This is a genomic window from Nocardia sp. NPDC041819, assembly GCF_055590505.1.
Genome location: NZ_JBVJAP010000011.1, coordinates 140703 through 158022, shown reverse-complemented (window position 1 = coordinate 158022; position 17320 = coordinate 140703). Strand labels below are relative to the sequence as shown.

The 17320-nt window shown below is 68.2% G+C and carries 18 protein-coding genes; 6 read left to right on the top strand and 12 right to left on the bottom strand.

The genetic code is table 11. The features are described 5' to 3' along the window. Window positions 1-110: 110 nt before the first annotated feature. On the top strand, window positions 111-1673 hold the full coding sequence (locus tag ACZ6DL_RS27405; RefSeq protein ID WP_466055361.1) for an amino acid permease: 1563 nt from the start codon (window positions 111-113) through the stop codon (window positions 1671-1673). A gap of 77 nt (window positions 1674-1750) precedes the next feature. Next, window positions 1751-2458: a hypothetical protein gene (locus tag ACZ6DL_RS27400; protein WP_051175207.1), complete on the top strand. Its 708-nt coding sequence runs from the start codon at window positions 1751-1753 to the stop codon at window positions 2456-2458. A gap of 16 nt (window positions 2459-2474) precedes the next feature. On the opposite strand, the gene ACZ6DL_RS27395 is transcribed toward ACZ6DL_RS27400, so the two are convergent. Further along, the gene (locus ACZ6DL_RS27395) at window positions 2475-2966 is read right to left on the bottom strand and encodes a carboxymuconolactone decarboxylase family protein (RefSeq protein ID WP_466055359.1); all 492 of its coding nucleotides are present in this window, start codon (window positions 2964-2966) and stop codon (window positions 2475-2477) included. Next, window positions 2963-4045 (bottom strand): NAD(P)H-dependent amine dehydrogenase family protein, encoded by a 1083-nt coding sequence (locus ACZ6DL_RS27390; RefSeq protein ID WP_466055357.1) that lies wholly within the window; start codon window positions 4043-4045, stop codon window positions 2963-2965. The genes ACZ6DL_RS27395 and ACZ6DL_RS27390 overlap by 4 nt, the downstream gene beginning before the upstream one ends. A 450-nt stretch (window positions 4046-4495) precedes the next feature. Between ACZ6DL_RS27390 and ACZ6DL_RS27385 the strand changes: the two genes are divergently transcribed. The 3 genes from ACZ6DL_RS27385 to ACZ6DL_RS27375 all read left to right on the top strand — a co-directional run bounded on the left by ACZ6DL_RS27385 (window position 4496) and on the right by ACZ6DL_RS27375 (window position 8803). Then, entirely contained in the window at window positions 4496-6460 is a 1965-nt protein-coding gene (locus ACZ6DL_RS27385) for a tetratricopeptide repeat protein (protein WP_466055355.1), read from the top strand. 304 nt (window positions 6461-6764) lie between these two features. Then, window positions 6765-7577 (top strand): 23S ribosomal RNA methyltransferase Erm, encoded by an 813-nt coding sequence (erm, locus tag ACZ6DL_RS27380; protein WP_466055353.1) that lies wholly within the window; start codon window positions 6765-6767, stop codon window positions 7575-7577. A gap of 62 nt (window positions 7578-7639) precedes the next feature. Next, complete coding sequence (locus ACZ6DL_RS27375; RefSeq protein ID WP_466055352.1) at window positions 7640-8803, top strand: lactate 2-monooxygenase; 1164 nt, start codon at window positions 7640-7642, stop codon at window positions 8801-8803. Between the two features lie 96 nt (window positions 8804-8899). Here ACZ6DL_RS27375 and thpD read toward each other — a convergent pair whose 3' ends face one another. From thpD to ACZ6DL_RS27340, 7 genes are all read right to left on the bottom strand, one after another. After that, on the bottom strand, window positions 8900-9805 hold the full coding sequence (gene thpD, locus ACZ6DL_RS27370) for an ectoine hydroxylase (protein ID WP_466055350.1): 906 nt from the start codon (window positions 9803-9805) through the stop codon (window positions 8900-8902). Window positions 9806-9813: 8 nt separating this feature from the next. Further along, the gene (locus tag ACZ6DL_RS27365; RefSeq protein WP_040866808.1) at window positions 9814-10212 is read right to left on the bottom strand and encodes an ectoine synthase; all 399 of its coding nucleotides are present in this window, start codon (window positions 10210-10212) and stop codon (window positions 9814-9816) included. Next, window positions 10209-11486: a diaminobutyrate--2-oxoglutarate transaminase gene (gene ectB / locus ACZ6DL_RS27360; protein WP_357030831.1), complete on the bottom strand. Its 1278-nt coding sequence runs from the start codon at window positions 11484-11486 to the stop codon at window positions 10209-10211. Before ectB ends, ACZ6DL_RS27365 begins: the two co-directional genes overlap by 4 nt. After that, entirely contained in the window at window positions 11483-12085 is a 603-nt protein-coding gene (gene ectA / locus ACZ6DL_RS27355) for a diaminobutyrate acetyltransferase (protein ID WP_083863500.1), read from the bottom strand. Before ectA ends, ectB begins: the two co-directional genes overlap by 4 nt. An 83-nt stretch (window positions 12086-12168) precedes the next feature. After that, on the bottom strand, window positions 12169-13278 hold the full coding sequence (locus ACZ6DL_RS27350; RefSeq protein ID WP_466055348.1) for an ATP-binding protein: 1110 nt from the start codon (window positions 13276-13278) through the stop codon (window positions 12169-12171). Next, window positions 13265-13975 carry a response regulator transcription factor gene (locus ACZ6DL_RS27345; protein ID WP_040866806.1) on the bottom strand — a complete coding sequence of 237 codons (711 nt, stop codon included), beginning with the start codon at window positions 13973-13975 and terminating at the stop codon, window positions 13265-13267. The genes ACZ6DL_RS27350 and ACZ6DL_RS27345 overlap by 14 nt, the downstream gene beginning before the upstream one ends. Window positions 13976-14421: 446 nt before the next feature. Further along, the gene (locus ACZ6DL_RS27340) at window positions 14422-14769 is read right to left on the bottom strand and encodes a hypothetical protein (protein WP_466055346.1); all 348 of its coding nucleotides are present in this window, start codon (window positions 14767-14769) and stop codon (window positions 14422-14424) included. Window positions 14770-14938: 169 nt separating this feature from the next. Here ACZ6DL_RS27340 and ACZ6DL_RS27335 point away from each other — a divergent pair, with 169 nt between their 5' ends. Continuing rightward, a complete protein-coding gene (locus ACZ6DL_RS27335; RefSeq protein WP_466055344.1) occupies window positions 14939-15235 on the top strand; it encodes a hypothetical protein in 297 nt (98 codons plus the stop codon). Between the two features lie 11 nt (window positions 15236-15246). Here the strand turns inward: ACZ6DL_RS27335 and ACZ6DL_RS27330 are convergent, their stop codons facing one another. The 3 genes from ACZ6DL_RS27330 to ACZ6DL_RS27320 form a co-directional block, all read right to left on the bottom strand. Next, a complete protein-coding gene (locus ACZ6DL_RS27330) occupies window positions 15247-16032 on the bottom strand; it encodes an RNA polymerase sigma factor SigF (protein WP_466055342.1) in 786 nt (261 codons plus the stop codon). Then, a complete protein-coding gene (locus ACZ6DL_RS27325) occupies window positions 16022-16399 on the bottom strand; it encodes an ATP-binding protein (protein ID WP_245659811.1) in 378 nt (125 codons plus the stop codon). Before ACZ6DL_RS27325 ends, ACZ6DL_RS27330 begins: the two co-directional genes overlap by 11 nt. Before the next feature lie 219 nt (window positions 16400-16618). Further along, window positions 16619-17302, bottom strand: coding sequence for a PAS and ANTAR domain-containing protein (locus ACZ6DL_RS27320; RefSeq protein WP_466055341.1), 684 nt, complete (start codon window positions 17300-17302; stop codon window positions 16619-16621). Between the last annotated feature and the right edge of the window lie 18 nt (window positions 17303-17320).

Here is a 17320-nt window from a genome sequence, read left to right as displayed (position 1 = left end):
GACGCCGTTTCCCGAATTGGGTGGTTGCCCTGCGGTCGACCGGTCGGTACCGCACACTGATCTTCTGGCAAACGCGATATGAGGGCAGCGTTTTCACCCGGGAGCACGATATGACCGACACCCGACCTCCTTCCGACGACGAACGTCGGCTCGCCGAACTGGGCTACAAACAAGAACTCGCCAGATCCTGGTCGGGCTTCTCCAATTTCGCCATCAGCTTCACCATCGTGTCCATCCTGACCGGCGGGTTGGCCAGCTACGGCATCGGTTTGGCGAACGGCGGCCCGATCACCATGTCCTGGGGATGGCCACTGGTCTCGATCATGGTGCTGTTCGTGGGGCTCGCCATGGCGGAATTGGCCTCCGCCTACCCCACCTCGGGCGGGCTGTACTGGTGGGCCGCCGAACTGGGCGGACCGGTGTGGGGGTGGTTCACCGGATGGTTCAACCTGATCGGACAGATCGCGGTCACCGCGGCGATCGATTACGGCGCGGCCATCTTCACCACCGTCGTGCTGAACGTCGTCGGGATCGAGATCGGCACCGACCGCACCGCGATCTTCCTGGTGTTCGCCGTCATTCTGATCTTGCACGCGGCCTTGAACGCGCTCGGCCCGCATCTGTCGGCGGTGATCAACAATGTGTCCGCGTGGTGGCACGTCGGTGGCGTGGCGATTTTCGTAGTCGTCCTCGGATTCGGGGCGCAACACCACCAGAGCGCCGGATGGGTCTTCACCGAGACCGTCGACAACAGCGCGATCGGCTTCGGCGGGGTCGCGTTCAGCTTCCTGCTCGGCCTGCTGCACGCGCAGTACACGTTCACCGGCTACGACGCTTCGGCGCATATGTCGGAGGAAACGCACGACGCGTCCCGAATGGCCGCCAAAGGGATCATCAACACGATCGTCGTATCGGCGATCGCCGGATATCTGCTCATCATGGCGGTGACGTTCGCCGTTCCGAATCTGGACGACGCGCTGGACCCGGAGAAGAACAGCGGTTATCCCGTCATCTACATCCTGGAGAACTCGCTGAGCGGGTTCTGGTCGGGGCTGCTGCTGATCGTCGCGGCGGTCGCGCAATTGTTCTGCGGATATGCCTCGGTGACCTCCGCCTCCCGGATGCTGTTCGCGTTCGCCCGCGACGGCGCGGTGCCCGGGTCGAAGTTCTGGTCGAGGCTTTCCCCGCGGAAGGTGCCGGTGCACGCCGTGCTGTTCATCTCGTTCTTCGCGTTCGTGCTGCTGATTCCCTCGATGCTGGTGCCCCCGGCGAACGCACCGACCGCGTATGCCGCGGCCACCTCGATCGCGACCATCGGGCTCTATATCGCCTACGGCATCCCGATCCTGCTGCGGCAGCGCCACGGGGCTCGATTCCGCACCGGTCCATGGCAACTGGGGCGGTGGTACCGCCCGGTCGGATCGGTCGCGCTGATCTGGATCGCGCTGATCAGCGTGCTGTTCATCCTGCCCACCGACGCCCGCGGGTATCCGTGGCACAGTGAATTCACCTGGAGCACCGTTAATTACGCGCCGATCACCCTGGTGGGCGTGGTGGGCGCGATCGGCATCTGGTGGCTGGCGTCGGCGCGGTCCTGGTTCACCGGGCCGAAGCGGACGGTGGACGAGCCTCCGGCCACTCGACCGGAGGAGGAGACACCGGCCAACGCCTGAGGCGGAACCCGGCACGGCGCGGCTTCCCGGTTCTGGCATGTCGAGTTTGTCGGTCTCGGTCGCTAGGGTGTGTCGGCATGGAAAGGACCGACCTGGTGCGTTTCTCGCCCGCCGGGAGAATTGTGTTCCCGGGAAATCCGTGGCCGGAAGGGCACGCGATCGAAGAGTTCGCGTGGACCGGCCGCATGGACCAGGCCGGCAGCCTGTGGTTCGATCTGCATCTGCGCTCCGCGGCGTACAACGCCGAACGCGACGCCACTGACGACGAGGACAACGGCGAGAGCTGGATGTCGCCGATCACCTGGCAGAACTATCACAGCTGCACGCTGTCGTCCACGTACTGGGGCGAAGACGACGCCACCGGGCTGCGCGCCGCGGCCCCCGGCCGTCCTTTCCTGCTGAGATCCGAACAGCCGCAACGTCTCACGGTCGATCCACTGCCCCTCGCGCACGCCGACGACGTCGAATGCCTGGCGTTCAACATCTATCTGCTCGGGCACGACTCGGTCGCCGATCAGGAGGTGTTCTTCACCCGGCGTCCCGACGGCAGGCACGACATCGACTGGCAGGGCCGCATCGCGCTGACCTACGCGGGTCACGTCGAATTCCGGTACCGATTCCGAGCCCGGATATCCGGCGCGACCCTCGAATACATCCGCTTTCCGGCGGAGATCTCGGCGGATCGAGCGCTCCGTCAACTCGGCGCCGTGCTGGACGCTCCCGAGGAGTTCGAATTGGGTTTGGTCGACGGGCAGCCCGCGTGGGTATCGAGAATCCCGGCTTAGCTTCTCCGGCGTCGATTCATCGGCCGGCGGAATGATCGGGCAGCACGCAGACCGAATCGAGGCCGAGCACACGATTCAGCCGGCCGAAAGCGAGCCATGAGCCGATGCTCATGCTCAGTTCCACCACTTCCACCTGGGTGTAGTGGGCGAACATCCGGTTCCAGAACTCATCGTCGAGATTGTGGTGGTCGGTGGCGTAGCGTTCGGCGTATTCGGCGGCGAGCCTGGTGCGTTCGTCGAAGGCGTCGGTGGTGCGCCACTGCGTGACCGCGTCGGCGAATTCCGGCTCGACTTTGGCGCCGTCCCGTTCGGTGCGCCAGTCCATGCAGAACAGACACCCGTTGATCTGGGCGATGCGCAGCCGCGCGGCCTCGAATTCGCGCAGGCCGAGCGTGCTGTGCGAGTACACCGACAGCGAGAAATTCGAGGCGGCGACGCCGATGCCGGGAACCATTTCGCCCCAGACGTAGCCGATCGGATCCTTCCCCTCGGGGACGTCGATGATCATAGGTGCTTCCTTCCGAGTTTGCCGGCCGCGGGCCGCAGCGGGACGTCCAGTGCGTCGTAGAGTCCGGGCCGCGCGGCGATCAGCCAGTCGATGGCGCCGACCAGGCGGCCGACGGCCGTGGCGTTCCCGCCCGCGGAGCGGTTGCCGTCTTCGTCGATGGCCTCGACGGTGACCTCGATGCGCGGGTGACCCTCGATGATCACCCGGTGCGCACCCGCCCCGCCGTCGGCCGGTGTGGGCCAATCGCGCGCACAGGAGGGATGGATTCGGGTGACGTGCTCGATGATCAGACGCGGCTGCCCTCCGACGATGCCCTGGACTTCGAATCGCACGGCACCCTGCGTGCCCGCCGCGAACTCGCCCATGGATGTCGTGGTGACGGTCGCGTCCAGGGCACGCCGGTCCAGCGTCTCGCGGATCTCGTCGAGTTCGGCACCCAGCGCCCGTGCCATGAGCCGGATCTGCCCGCCCCACACCATGGTCGGCACCGACGGCGCGAGCATCGGCGGCTGATAATCCATCGGCTGACCCATGCCGACCAGGTAGCGCACCGAGTCCGGCTGGTCGTAGGTGGAATAGTCGAAGATCTCCTGACAGCGGATCGTCTCCACGGTGCTACCGAGCCCACTGATCAGCAGGGGCAGTACATCGTTGCCCCAACCGGGGTCGATACCCGAGACGAACAGCGAGCCACCGCCCTCGGCGATCGCGGCCAGCACCGGGTCGCGGACCTCCGGCGGTGCGTTGCGCGGATCGTAGAGGGCGTAGAGCGCCGGAGTGACGACCACCGCGCCCGCGCGGAGTGCGCGCAGGATATCGGTGAGCGCGTCGTCGGGACGGATATCGCCGGAGGCCGCGTAGACCACCGCGTCCGGGTGCGCGTCGAGAACGCCGCCGACGTCGTCGGTGGCCGGAACGCCGAGGACATGGCCGAGGCCGCCGAGTTCGCCCGCGTCGCGGCCGATCTTCGCCGGATCGTGTACGAGCACCCCGGTCAAACGCAGCGCGGGATGGGCATCGACGGCCCGGATGGCCGCCCGTCCGACATTGCCGGTCCCCCAGACCACCGTGGAGATCATCGATCGAGCGTAGCAAGCGCTTGGTCGACTGTTCGGCGTTCCGTGGAAGCGCTTCCGGCGAGCCGATCACTCCATGGCGCACCCCGCCCCGCCGGTTCCGGCGACGACGGTCGCTGCGGGCCGATCGCCCGGGAAAGCGGGGTGCCGATGTGATCGAGCGCTTCGCCGACGCGTGACGCACAGTGGCGGGTCCTCCGGAGCCGGCCGCCCACCTGCCGGGTGGCCGAGTGCAGCACTGTGCGACCCAGCTCACCACGCGATCACCTGCTGACCACGGCGCGTTGCGCACCATTGGGAAATGAGACGAACCCCCCGGTAGCGTTGAGCCTCGGGGCATTACCTACGGCCGAGGGATTGCAACGCAGTCGTGGTTCGCGGCGAGTACGGTATACCCCGCCGCCCGGCGCGGGGGCGGCGGTCGGGATCGGGTGGAAAGGCAGGCGCGCGACAGTGAACGAGCGGTATTCGTCGTGGGCTGCCCGGAATACGCCCGAAGAGCTGCCGCTGGCCGCGCGCTACCAGAGCGCGGACCCGATTCGCTGGCACGGCAGCATGGTCTACCCGATGTACACCGAGCAGGTGGGTCCCGCACCCACCACCGTCACCTTGACGATGATCTCGGCGGCGCCACCCGCCGGATTGCGCGGGCTCGGAATGGGGCTCTCGGTCGTCGACGGCTACCTGGACCTGCACGGACGTTCCCTCGCCGGCGTCGACGCGTGGAGCGACGCGCTGGCCGCGGGTGTGAGCTTCGACGTCACGCCCGCCGCGCCGGTGACCCTGGTGACCCTGACACCGGTCTGGGTGGACGAATTCGGCACGCAGAAGTCCTGGGCGGGCAACTACGGCATCGTTGTCGAGCACCAGCCCAACGGTCGCGTCGTTTTGTGGTGCAGCATCGGCGAGGGGCCGCCGAACTTCGCGAACCTGGTGGTGGAAGTCTCCACCGCTCCCACACCCGTCGCGCCAGAGCGGTCGGCGACCGCCACACCGGCGACGGCTTCGATCGGCATGAGCCCGCCCGCCTCGCTTCCCGCTTCTTCGGCGGGTCCGCCCACCGCGCCGACCATGCCGGTTCCGCGGATCGACGCCACTGCGGCCGCGTTCGAACCCGCGGCTGCCGAGTGGCTTGCCGCCGATCCGTCCGCGGCCGCGGCCTCCGGCTCCAGCAGCCCGGACAACCCGCATCCGGCGCCGGGCCCGCTCGCCGGACAATCCGTGACGGACGCCGCCCACAGTGGTCCCGATCCACGCGCCGGCGACAGCCGGTCCGAAGCCCATGGCGTCCCGCAGAATCCGCAGACGCATGCCGGAGTACCCGCGCAAGGTCTTTACATCCGTCCCCGCACCGAGAGATCCACGGCGGACTCGTATGGCGCCTTCGGCCCCCCGGTCGCGCATACGCATCCGCCAGCAGACCCGGCACGCCCGGTAACCGGCAATACGCCACCCGCCCCGGAATTCCCGCCCATCCCTCGCCCCGCGGCCGACGGGACGCGCACCGAATCCAGCCCGCTGGTCGCGAACCCCTGGAGCGCACCGGACCCCTTTCACGCATTCGCCCGCAACGGCAGGCACACCCGGTCCCAGGCGGAGATTTCGCCTCCCGCTTCGGTGCCCGCGCCGAGAGATCCGCATCCCACCGAAGCCTCTCCCCGCTCCGCCACCACTCGACCGGCGACGGAAGGGCCACACAGCGATTCCAGCTCGCCGGTCGCGGACCCTGGGACCGCAGCGGCCCCATTTCGCGCATTCGAGCCAGTCGGCACGCACCCGAAACCCGCGGCGGACACCGCGCTCGCCGGTTCCGGCGCCGCGAAGCCGGATGCCGCACCGAGCGTATCGAGCGTATCGAGATCTTCCGGCGAACCGGTGTCGCGGACGACGCCGCCCGCAGCGAATACATCTGCCCCGGAGATCGGCCAGCCGGTGACGAGCACCCCTCCCGCGGCGAGTACGCCGATCGCCGCGCCCGGCATCCTTTCCGAAGCCGCGCCGGCTCCGGACGGACTGCCGCGGCTCGCCGAGCACTCCGCGGCGGTCGATGCGCCGCGGCGGTCGAGCGAGCCGACGCAGTCCGGCGATCCCGGATATCGTGGTGCGCTCTACGACCTGGGCGTAGCGATGTACCGCCGGGGCGAGGAAGACCAGGCGTGCGGATTGTGGGCGCAGGCCTCGGAGGCCGGGCACGCCGGCGCCGCATACGAACTCGGCTTGGTTCGACTACGGCGTGGCGATCCGGTCGGAGCCGAATCCTGGTGGCGCACCGCCGCCGATCGCCGCGAGCCGCGCGCCATCGCCGAACTCGCCGATCTGCTCGACCAGCTCGGCAAACACGCGGAGGCCAAGTCCTGGCGGACATTCGCCGCCGAGCTGCAAGACCCGGACGTGGTGGGTCAGCCGACATCCCTCTGAATCCCAGCCCGCCCACTCGCGATCTCGCGGGAAAAGAAGTGGCACCTGGCAGCGCGGATGTCGTACGTTGCGGGACATGTGTGGCAGTCCTGGCGTGAACGGAGCGTACGCGGTCGGCGCGTATCACATCCGGCTGCGTACGGAGGCCCGGGCTCTGCCGGCGCACCGTATCGCTCCGATCTCCTGATCCGTTCGAGCGGAATCCGCATCGGCGGCCGATAGCGGCCGCCGAGTTCTTCGTGCCCCGGCATGGGTCCGGGCGAATCGACCTTCCCGATTCGACCACTCCGTTCGGAGGACACCCATGTCCCACCATCGTTCCCTTTCGCGTGCCCGCGGCAGCGCGGCCGTCCCCTCGAACACGCGAAAACTGCTGTCGCAGAATTTCCTCACCGATGCCGGCGCCGCCCGGCTGATCGTGCGCGCCTCCGGCCTCACCGCCGAGGACCTCGTCCTCGAAATCGGACCCGGCGACGGCATGCTGACCAGGCACTTGCTGAAGGCGTGCGGCCGGGTGCAGGCATACGAGAAGGATCCGCGCTACGCGGCACTGCTGCGCCGCCGCTACGCCGACGATCCGCGAATTCGGTTGTATCACCGAGATTTCCGCACGGTGCGCCCGCCGCGTGAGCCGTTCGCGGTGGTGGCCAACGTGCCGTTCGGCAGCACGACCGACATCGTGCGCTGGTGTCTGGCCGCGCGAGGACTCACCTCCGCCACCCTGCTCACCCAGCTCGAATTCGCCCGCAAGCACTCCGGTGACTACGGGCGCTGGACCAAGCTCACCGTCGGTCACTGGCCGACGACGGCGATCGACCTGGGCGCGCGCGTCGGCAGGCACAGTTTCCATCCGGTTCCGCGGGTGGATGCCGCCATCCTGCGGTTGCGCACCCGGTCGGCTCCGCTGCTGCCGCGCGAGCGAATCGGTGAGTACCGCAGACTGGTCGAGCTGGGTTTCTCGGGGGTCGGCGGCAGTGTGGCGGCGTCGCTGCGGCGGGAGTTCCCCGCTCGCGCGGTGCGCGGCGCCTGCCGGGCAGCCGGGATCTCGCTGGATCAGCCGGTGGGGCTGGTCTCCCCCGATCGCTGGCTGATCCTGTACACGGTGCTGCGGGCGTGAACCGGGCTCGCTACAGGAACGTATCGGATACATTCATGCATCGAGACGAGGACAGGAGCGGCGTGACCAACTTCGGCGACTATCAGAACGAGATCTACTTCCAAGGCCTCGGAGGTGTGCTGCCCGATTTCCCGATGACGTACGCCGAACTGGAAGCGAAGGCCCAGGCGGCGCTACCTCCTGGCATCTGGTCGTATGTCGCGGGTGGAGCCGGCGATGAACGCACCCAGCGTGCCAACGTGGCGGCTTTCGAGAAACTGGGCCTGGTCCCCCGCATGCTGCGCGCGAGCAAGACGCGGGACCTCTCGATCGAACTGTTCGGGATCACGCTGCCGACGCCGGTCTTCCTGGCCCCGGTCGGAGTGATCGGATTGTGCGCCCAGGACGGGCACGGTGACATCGCCACCGCGAAGGCCGCGGCGCGCACCGGCGTCCCGATGGTCGCCTCCACCCTCACCGTGGATCCGTTGGAACAGGTGGCGGCGGAGTTCGGTGACACTCCCGGAATGTTCCAGCTCTATACCCCCACCAACCGGGACCTCGCGCAGAGCCTGGTCCAGCGGGCCGAGGCCGCGGGATTCAAGGCCATCGTGGTCACCTTGGACACGTGGGTGCCCGGCTGGCGCCCGCGCGATCTGGCGGTATCCAACTTCCCGCAGTTGCGGGGACACTGCCTGGCCAACTACTTCAGCGATCCGGTGTTCCGCGGCTTGCTGTCCAGCCCACCCGAGCAAGACGCGAAGACCGCCATCCTGACCTGGATCTCGCTGTTCGGCAACGCGTTGACGTGGGATGACCTGGCATGGCTTCGGTCGCTGACGACGCTGCCGCTCGTGCTGAAGGGCATCTGTCATCCCGACGACGCGCGGCGAGCCATGGACGCGGGCGTCGACGGCATCTACTGCTCGAACCACGGCGGCAGGCAAGCCAACGGCGGTATCCCGGCGATCGAGCATCTGCCCGAGGTGGTCGCGGCGGCCGACGGTCTGCCCGTGCTGTTCGACTCCGGCGTCCGCACCGGCGCCGACATCGTCAAAGCGCTGGCGCTCGGTGCGACGGCCGTCGGGATCGGCCGTCCCTACCCGTACGGACTCGCCCTCGGCGGCGTCGACGGCCTCGTGCACGTGGTGCGTTCACTGCTCGCCGAGGCGGACCTGCTGATGGCGGTGGACGGGTACCCGACGATCGCGGACCTGGGTCCGGAAGCGATCCGGCGGCTTGCCTGACCGTAGGTGCGCGAGGTCGGCGGCTGCCGTGCGAAACGCCCCGCGCGTGCGGCTCGCCAGCGGTTGGGCGGGCCGCACGCGCGGGGCTGCTCCGGCTCAGGCCGACAGCGGCGTGAAGTCGCGGCTGCCGATGTAGCCCGGTCGCGGGGCGGGCGCGGCGAACGGTTCGACCAGCGTGTTGTGCACGCTGTTGAACACCACGAAGATGTTCGATCGCGGGAACGGCGTGATGTTGTTCGACGACCCGTGCATGAGATTGGAGTCGAACAGCAGCGCCGAGCCCGCCCGGCCGGTGAACTGACTGATCCCGTAGCGGTTCGCCAGCGCGGTGATGTCGTCGGTCGTCGGCACGCCGATCTCCTGCTCCTGCAACGACTCCCGGTAGTGCTCGGCCGGGGTACTGCCCAGGCACGGCACGAAGGTGTGGTGCGAACCCGGCATCACCATGAGACTGCCGTTGATCGGGTAGTTGTCGGTCAGCGCGATCGACAGGCTCACCGCACGCGGCGCGGGCATGCCGTCCTCGGCGTGCCAGGTCTCGAAATCGGAATGCCAGTAGAACCCGGTGCCCCGGAAGCCGGGCATGTAGTTCACCCGGCTCTGGTGCACATACACCGGAGAACCCAGCACCTGCTCGGCGAGCCGGAGCACGCGCGGCTGACGCACCAGTTCGGCGATCGCCTCGCTCAGCTCGTGCACCTCGAAGACCGAGCGCACCCGGTTCGAGGACTTCTCCACGATGACCCGGTCGTCGTCGCGCAGGGCCGGGTCGTTCGCGAGCCTGCTGATCTCGCCGCTGAAGTCGGCCACTTCGTCGGGCGTGAGCAGCTGGTCCAGGATGGCGAACCCGTCGGCGTCGAACGAGGCGAGTTCCGGGCTCTCGATCTCTCCCCACACCGCGGGGTCGGCGCGCTCCAGGTGCGGAGCGGGCGTGCCGAGACGGGTCGGGTAGCGATCGTAGCGAGCCGTCTCGGGCCGGGTTTCGGTGTGCTGCAGAACCATTGGTGTTCTCAACCTCCGATGTTCGCGGCGACCAGCGGGTAGACGCCGTTGCTGTCGTGAACCTCCTGCCCGGTGACCGGCGGATTGAACACGCACATCATCCGCATCGTGGTGCGCACTTCCAAGCGGTGCCGCTCGTGTCCGTCGAGCAGGTACATCGAGCCGGGTGCGAGCTCGTAGGTGACGCCGTTGTCCAGATCGGTCAGCGTGCCCTCGCCCTCGACGAGCCACACGGCTTCCACGTGATGCACATAGTGGAACTCGTGCACCGTCCCCGCGTCAATGGTGGTCTCGTGGAAGGAGAAGCCGACGCCGTCGCCGCCGAGGACGATGCGCTTGCTGCGCCAGCCCTCGCCCGCCACGTCACGCTCGGTGCCGGTGATCTCGGCGGTGCTGCGCACGATCATGCCATCGCCCCCATTCCGCCGCACACCGACTCGACGGCGCCGGTGAGGATCTGCAAACCCTGGTCGAGTTCCTGGTCGGTGACCGTCAGCGGCGGCAGCAGCTTCACCACCTCGTCGGTGGAACCGGAGGTCTCCACCAGCAGCCCGCGCTCGAAGGCGATCTGGCACACCTTGCCCGCCTGCGAGGGATCGTCGAACACCACGCCTTGCACCAATCCGCGGCCACGGGTCGAGACACCGGGGAAGTATCCGGCGAGTTCACCGAGGGTGCGCGCGATCTTCTCGCCCTTGACCTCGGTCGCCTTCTGGAGGGCGTCGTCGGACCAGTAGTGGCGCAGGGCGGTCGTCGCGGTGACGAACGCGGGGTTGTTGCCGCGGAACGTTCCGTTGTGCTCACCCGGCGACCACTCGTCGAGTTCCGGCTTGAACAGCACCAGCGCCATCGGCAGGCCGTAGCCGCCGATCGACTTCGACAGCGTGACGATATCGGGCGTGATGCCCGCGATCTCGAAGGAGAAGAACGGCCCGGTGCGGCCGCAGCCCATCTGCACGTCGTCGACGATCAGCAGGATCTCCCGCTCCCCGCACAGGCCTGCGAGGTGCCGCAGCCACTCCGCGCGGGCGACGTTGACGCCACCTTCGCCCTGCACCGTCTCCACGATCACGGCGGCCGGGCGGTCGAAGCCGGACGACGTGTCGTCGAGCACCTTCTCCATCCACTGGAAGTCGGCGGTCGTGCCGTCGAAGTAGCCGTCGTAGGGCATGTGCGCGGCGTGCACCAACGGCACACCGGCGCCCGCGCGCTTGGCGGCGTTGCCGGTCACCGACAGCGCGCCGAGGGTCATGCCGTGGAATGCGTTGGTGAAGCTGACGATGGTCTCGCGACCGGTCACCTTGCGCGCCAGTTTGAGCGCGGCCTCGACCGCGTTGGCGCCGGTGGGGCCGGGGAACTGGACCTTGTAGTCGAGGCCGCGCGGGGTGAACAGAGTGTCGCGCAACGTCTCCAGAAGCTCACGCTTGGCCGCGGTCGACATGTCCAGGCCGTGGGTGATGCCGTCGCTCGCGATGTAGTCCAGCAGCGAGCGCTTGAGCACGTCGTTGTTGTGGCCGTAGTTCAGTGCGCCTGCGCCCGCGAAGAAGTCCAGGTACTCCTTGCCTTCCTCGTCGCGCAGCCAGCTGCCCTTCGCCGTGGTGAACACGGTGGGCCAGGCACGGCAATAACCGCGCACGTTCGACTCCAGGCTTTCGAAAACGGTGGTGTCGGCGTTGATCATCGGTGATCCTCCTCGGTGGTGCGGGCGGTCGGGGCGATGTGATACAGGTCTTCGGGTGCATGGCTGTCGGGGAAGACGCCCGCGTCGAACAGGGGGCGCTTGGTCAGATCCGCGCCCCGGGCCGCCGCCACCGACGTGAACAGGGCGATGGAACCCGCGTTGTCCGGTGAGATGGTCGTCTCGAGCACCGAGACGCCTTGCGCAGCAACACTGTTGAGCAACGTGTGGAGCAGCTCGGCGCCGATCCCGCGTCCGCGCTGCGAGCGGTCCACCGCGATCTGCCAGACGAAGACGGTGTCGGGCGCCTGCGGGCGGACGAATCCGATCACGTAGCCGACGACGCGGCCGTCCAGTTCGGCGACCACCGAGGTTCCGGCGAAATCGCGGCACCACATCAGGTACGCGTAGCTCGAATTGAGGTCCAGCACCGCGGAATCCTTCGCGATGCGCCACATCGGAGCGCCGTCGCTCAGGCGAGGCGTGCGCAGGACCACGGCGGGTCCGGTGTCCTTGCGAGACGGGGTGGCCCCGAGGGCGGCAGCGGCGTTGCCGACGCGCGATCGTTCGATCTCCGCTGGGGACAGGGTTGGCACTGACATACAACTCCCTCGTCGATCAGCCGTACTTATCCAGGCTTACGAAGCGACTTTGAGGTGAACCAGTCGACTTCTTTACGGTCGTATTACGGTTGGATGTCGCCGAGCCGGGGCAACCGCACGACGAATCGCGCGCCCCCGCCAGGGCGATCGGTGCACTGCACCCGGCCGCCGTGCGTGGCGACCGTTTCGGCGACCAGCGCCAGGCCGATGCCCGTCCCGTCGGGCGAGCGGCGGCCGCTGCGCGCGGTCGCGAAGCGTTCGAATATCCGGTTGCGATCCACCGGCGGTACTCCGGGGCCCGCGTCGTCGACGGTGAGCACGGCTTCGGTGCCGTCGCGGTCGACGGTGACCGCGACCACACCGCCGCCGTGCCGGTCGGCGTTGTGCAGCAGGTTGGCCACTGCCCGCTCCAGCTCCACCTTGCGGCCGCGCACGGTGACGTCTTGGCGCACCGTGAGCAGCTCGCCCGGGTAGCGGCGATCGGCCAGGGTGTGGACCAGCAGGTCGCGCACCGACAGAGGCTCGGCGTCGCCGTGGTGCATCCTCGCTTCCACCCGCGCCAGGGCGAGCAGATCGTCCAGCAGCTTGCGCAGATGCTCGACTTCGGCGGTGACCAGGCCGAGCGCCCGCTGCGAACGTTCCGGCAGATCGCCGCGATGCCGGTTGAGCACGTCGACGCCGGCCATCAAGGTGGTCAGCGGCGTACGCAGCTCGTGGCTGACATCACCGAAGAGCCGGTGCTCCCGTTCGATGCGCCGTTGCAGCGAGTCCACCATGGTGTTGAACGCCTCGACGGTGATCGCCAGGTCCTGGTCATCGGTGGCGGGCAACCGCTGGTCGAGGTCGCCGGAGGCGATTCGCGCGGCGGTGCCCGCGAGCTGGTGCAGCGGGGTCAGCACTCGCCTGCTCGCCCACCAGCCGACTGCCGCGCCGATCAGAGTCACCACCACGGCGCAGCCGATCAGCACGTTGCGCAGCAGATCGAGATCGGCGTTGAGGTCTCCCGGCGATTCGCTGCCCGCGTGCGGTCGCTGCGCTTCCAGATAGCCGCGGCTGATCACGAACACCGAGACGACCAGTACCAGCGACATCAGCGCGGCGATCGTCGCGAAGACGGCGGTCACCCGGGCGCGCAGGCTCCAAGCGTTCGGATTCCAGCGTTCGGCGTCGAGACAGCGCTCAGCGCCGCACATCGAGGCGGTAGCCGAGCCCGCGCACCGTCACCACGATGCGTGGATCGGACGGATCCCGTTCGATCTTCGTGCGCAACCGGCGCATGTGCACGTCGACGATGCGCTCGTCACCGAAGAATCCGCGGTCCCACACGCGCTCGAGCAGCACCGTGCGGCTGAGCACCCGGCCCGGTGATTCGGCCAGCTCACACAGCAGGCGGAACTCGGTGAGCGTGAGCCGGATCTCCTCGTCGCCGCGGCGCACCACACCGCTGTCCTGAGCGAGGACGAGCGGAGCCGTGTCGTCGGCCTCGAGCACCATCTCCTGGGGGGTCTCCCGTTCGGCGGAAAGCCGGGACCGGCGGCGCACCGCGCGCATGCGGGCGGTGATCTCCTTGATCTCGAACGGCTTGGTGACGAAATCGTCGGCGCCCGCCTCCAGCGCGGCCACCACGTCGTGGGTGTCGTCGCGAGCGCTGACCACGATGATCGGGACGTCATGGTCGCGGCGGATCTCGCGGATACATTCGAAGCCGTCCATGCCGCCGAGCATCAGATCGACGATCATCACATCGGGAACCCCATTGCTGCGCAGATGAGTGAGCGCGTCCTCGGCTTCCTCCGCCTCGTCGACGTCGTACCCTTCATCTTCCATAGCGAGCCGCAACGCACCACGGACCCGGTCGTCGTCTTCCACGATCATCAGGTTTGCGCTCAAGACCCTATCCCTTGCAGACATGCGGAAGCGCGTCACGATGCGGACAACCGCATCCCCATACCGACGCGACCTTCCGCTTTTCGAGCAACCTTTGCTCGGCTTCGAGTACCCCGGTGCCCAGCCGGTAAACCTCCGGCAGACCGACGCGGGGCCTCCTCGTCCTTCCGTCGACGCTATACGCCCGCCCGGTTCGCCGGGCAGCGGGGCGGTCGCGCAGCGCGGCTCCCGCGCGCCGCGCACATTGCGCACAGGACCAATCGGTTCGCCAAAAGCTCTTGTTTACAGGTGATTTCGATCGAATGATCGAACGAGCCGCAACCCACGCGGCGCGCAGGACCGAGCGAGAAGCTTACCGAGACAGCATGCCGTGTGTCACATACTCCGGATCCATCTATCGCTGAGGCTCGTCGGTGATCGGTCTCACGGCAGTGCCAGCGGCCCACCGGCTATCGCGGCGGCTCCAACCGGTTGAAGTTGCTCGGCGGACGGTCGACGCCCGGCTCTTGATACCAGAAGCGCAATTTGCGGGCATCGAAGGTGGCGAACCACTCGTCCCAGTCCACCCGGCGCAGCACCGCTCCGCCGTACCCGGGGAAGTCGAAACGCAGCACCCCGAGCCGTCCGTCGTACTCGCTGCCCGGCACAGTCGCGGGCCGTGCGCCGCGCTGCTCGGCCCAGCGGCGGATGACGTCGTGGTTCCTCGTGACGGAAATGCCGCGAGCATGGGGCGACGGCCCTGGCCCACCCGGTCCGAACCGCGGATTCCGGGTGCCTGGGCGGCGCTGGTCGGTCATGACGAGCTCCTCGAGCCATCGGCATCTGTTGTCCGGTTCCTGTCTTGGTACCCGTCCGCGATCTTCCGCAAACTGGTCGGCCGAACCGCGGGCGGCGCGAGCACGGACCGGTTCGTCCGGCGGGCGATGGGTAACCGGCCGGTGTTCGCCCGTACGAGAAGGAGTTGGCATGTCCAGTCACAGCGCGACACAGCCGGTCCCGCCCACACCCGAGCCGGACCCGGTGCCGCCCATCCCGGAGCCGGACCCGGTACCGCCCATTCCCGAGCCGGACCCCATTCCTGATCCGAATCCCGTTCCGCCTCAACCCGATCCGGATCCGCTGCCGCCGGTGCCCGGTCCCGCGCCACGGCCACCCGCACCCGGCCCCGCGCCGACGCCTCCGATACCGGACCCCGGGCGCCCCGCGCCGGACCCCGGCCTGCCCGGGCCGTCGCCGGACCCGGCTCCGCCGAATCCGGTGTAGCCGGCCTGTGCTCAGTCCCGCATCGCCTGTTCGCGCAGCGAATTCAAGGTCCTGGACAGAATGCGCGAGACATGCATCTGGGAGACCCCGAGCCGCTCGGCGATCTGATTCTGCGTCAACGATTCGAAGAATCGCATGATCAGCACCTGACGCTCGCGTTCGGGGAGTTCGCCGAGCAGCGGCTGGACGGCCATGACGTCCTCGACGAGGTGATAGGAGGGCTCTTCGATGCCCAGGCTGTCCAGCAGCGGCTGCGGGGCGCTCTCGGCGTCCTCACCGGCGACCGCGTCGATGGACGCCGACTGGTAGGCGTTGCCCGCGATCAGCGCCTGGGTCACCTCGACCAGATCGACCTCCAGCTCCGCCGCGATCTCCCTGGCCCGCGGCATCCGGCCCAGGCGCTGCGACAGCGACTCGACCGTGGGCCCGATGCTCAGCTGGATCTCCTTGGTCCGGCGCGGCACCCGGACGGCCCAGGTGTTGTCCCGGAAATGCCGGCGGACCTCGCCCATGATGGTGGGGACCGCGAAGGACAGGAACGAGGAACCGCGCGACACGTCGAAACGGTCGGCTGCCTGCACCAAGCCCAGGCGCGCCACTTGCAGCAGATCATCGAAGTTCTCGCCGCGCCCGGAGAACTTCCGTGCGATGTGCTCGGCCAGGGGCAGGCATCGTTCGATCAGCTCCAAGCGCAGGGCCTCGCGCCGCGCGTCGCCGGGATCCAATGCGGCGATCTTCTCGAACAGCGGCTCGATGTTGTCGTAGGTGTCCCCACGCGACCTCGATTCACCCGCCATTGCGGGCACCCCGCACCCAGCTGAAATCGATCACTGTCGGATATCCCCCGAGCACGTTGTCGTGGGACCCCTGCGCGGCGGCGATCGAGTCGGTCAGCGTGCGCACGATGTGCCAGCCCAGCCCGGCATGGCCCATCACCGACTCGGTCACCGCGACCGACGAGACGTGCACGAACATCTTGTCGGTGTCGTAGGTGAATTCGCAGTCGATCGTCGAGCCCGCCGCGGCGTCGAGAATGAGGGAAGTCGCCACCTCATCGAGCGCGAGGCGGATGTCGGTCACCTCGTCCAGGGCGAAGTCGGCGATGAGGGCAACGGTCTCGGCGAGCGCGCGCAGCATGGTCAGCTGCTCCAGCCGGGCGGGCACCCGTACACCGATAGTCGTTGTGTCGGTAAAGGATCGGGAAGTCCACTCCCCCATTTGCCCATCACCACCTTGTCCTCACAGCCACTCCACCGTGGCCTGCATACCGCTGCGGGTTCTCCTCGACCACCGGAACACCGCAGGCGCCGCGGACTGTGGAGCAGAAATACCGCCGCGTTCCTCGTCGAGGACGTACCCGCCGCGACCGGATCGAAACGCGGGTCAGTCGGCGTCGATGCGCTCGTGGGCGGTCAGCAGCAGATGGTCGAATCGGGTGCGCAGCCCGGGCGGGACACCGGTCAGACCGGGCAGATCGGCGACCAGCCGCGCGGCCAGTGTCCGCAGCTTGACGTTGGTTTCCTGCGATCGCCAGCTCAGCACCCGGAACGCCTGCTCGGGACCGATGCCGTAGATCAGCATGAGGGCGCCCTTCGCCTGTTCGATCACCGATCGCGCGGCGTACAGCTCGGGCAGGGTGTCGTCCAGCGTCTCCTGCCGGTGTTCGGCGAGGGTGTCGGTGACGTCGATGTAATACCCCGAAGTGCCGACCACGCGGCTACCCTCGTCGATCATCCGATCGGCGACCAGGATCACGTGATGCACGGCGCCCGCGGTATCGATGATGCGATGCCTGCTGGAGAACGGTTCCGCGTCGGCGATCGATCGCGCCAAGGCGCTGGCCACCGCCTCGCGGTCGTCGGGGTGTTTGTGCGTCAGCAACAACTCCGTCGTCGGCGTCACCGACCCCGGTCGGTAGCCGTGCATCGACGCGACCTCGTCCGACCATTCCCATCGCTGGTCGGCGAACCAGAAACGAAAACCGCCGACGCTCTGCGGCGTTCCCGTACCGATCACCCGATCCAGCGCGAGTGCTTCCTCGGGCTGGACCGACCTGCTTTCACTCACCGCAGAAGTATCCGATGC

Coding starts and splice junctions, on each gene's coding strand:
- ACZ6DL_RS27405 (WP_466055361.1), top strand. CDS start 111: ATGACCGACACCCGACCTCCTTCCGACGACGAACGTCGGCTCGCCGAA.
- ACZ6DL_RS27400 (WP_051175207.1), top strand. CDS start 1,751: ATGGAAAGGACCGACCTGGTGCGTTTCTCGCCCGCCGGGAGAATTGTG.
- ACZ6DL_RS27395 (WP_466055359.1), bottom strand. CDS start 2,966: ATGATCATCGACGTCCCCGAGGGGAAGGATCCGATCGGCTACGTCTGG.
- ACZ6DL_RS27390 (WP_466055357.1), bottom strand. CDS start 4,045: ATGATCTCCACGGTGGTCTGGGGGACCGGCAATGTCGGACGGGCGGCC.
- erm (WP_466055353.1), top strand. CDS start 6,765: ATGTCCCACCATCGTTCCCTTTCGCGTGCCCGCGGCAGCGCGGCCGTC.
- thpD (WP_466055350.1), bottom strand. CDS start 9,805: ATGGTTCTGCAGCACACCGAAACCCGGCCCGAGACGGCTCGCTACGAT.
- ACZ6DL_RS27365 (WP_040866808.1), bottom strand. CDS start 10,212: ATGATCGTGCGCAGCACCGCCGAGATCACCGGCACCGAGCGTGACGTG.
- ectB (WP_357030831.1), bottom strand. CDS start 11,486: ATGATCAACGCCGACACCACCGTTTTCGAAAGCCTGGAGTCGAACGTG.
- ectA (WP_083863500.1), bottom strand. CDS start 12,085: ATGTCAGTGCCAACCCTGTCCCCAGCGGAGATCGAACGATCGCGCGTC.
- ACZ6DL_RS27350 (WP_466055348.1), bottom strand. CDS start 13,278: ATGTGCGGCGCTGAGCGCTGTCTCGACGCCGAACGCTGGAATCCGAAC.
- ACZ6DL_RS27340 (WP_466055346.1), bottom strand. CDS start 14,769: ATGACCGACCAGCGCCGCCCAGGCACCCGGAATCCGCGGTTCGGACCG.
- ACZ6DL_RS27335 (WP_466055344.1), top strand. CDS start 14,939: ATGTCCAGTCACAGCGCGACACAGCCGGTCCCGCCCACACCCGAGCCG.
- ACZ6DL_RS27330 (WP_466055342.1), bottom strand. CDS start 16,032: ATGGCGGGTGAATCGAGGTCGCGTGGGGACACCTACGACAACATCGAG.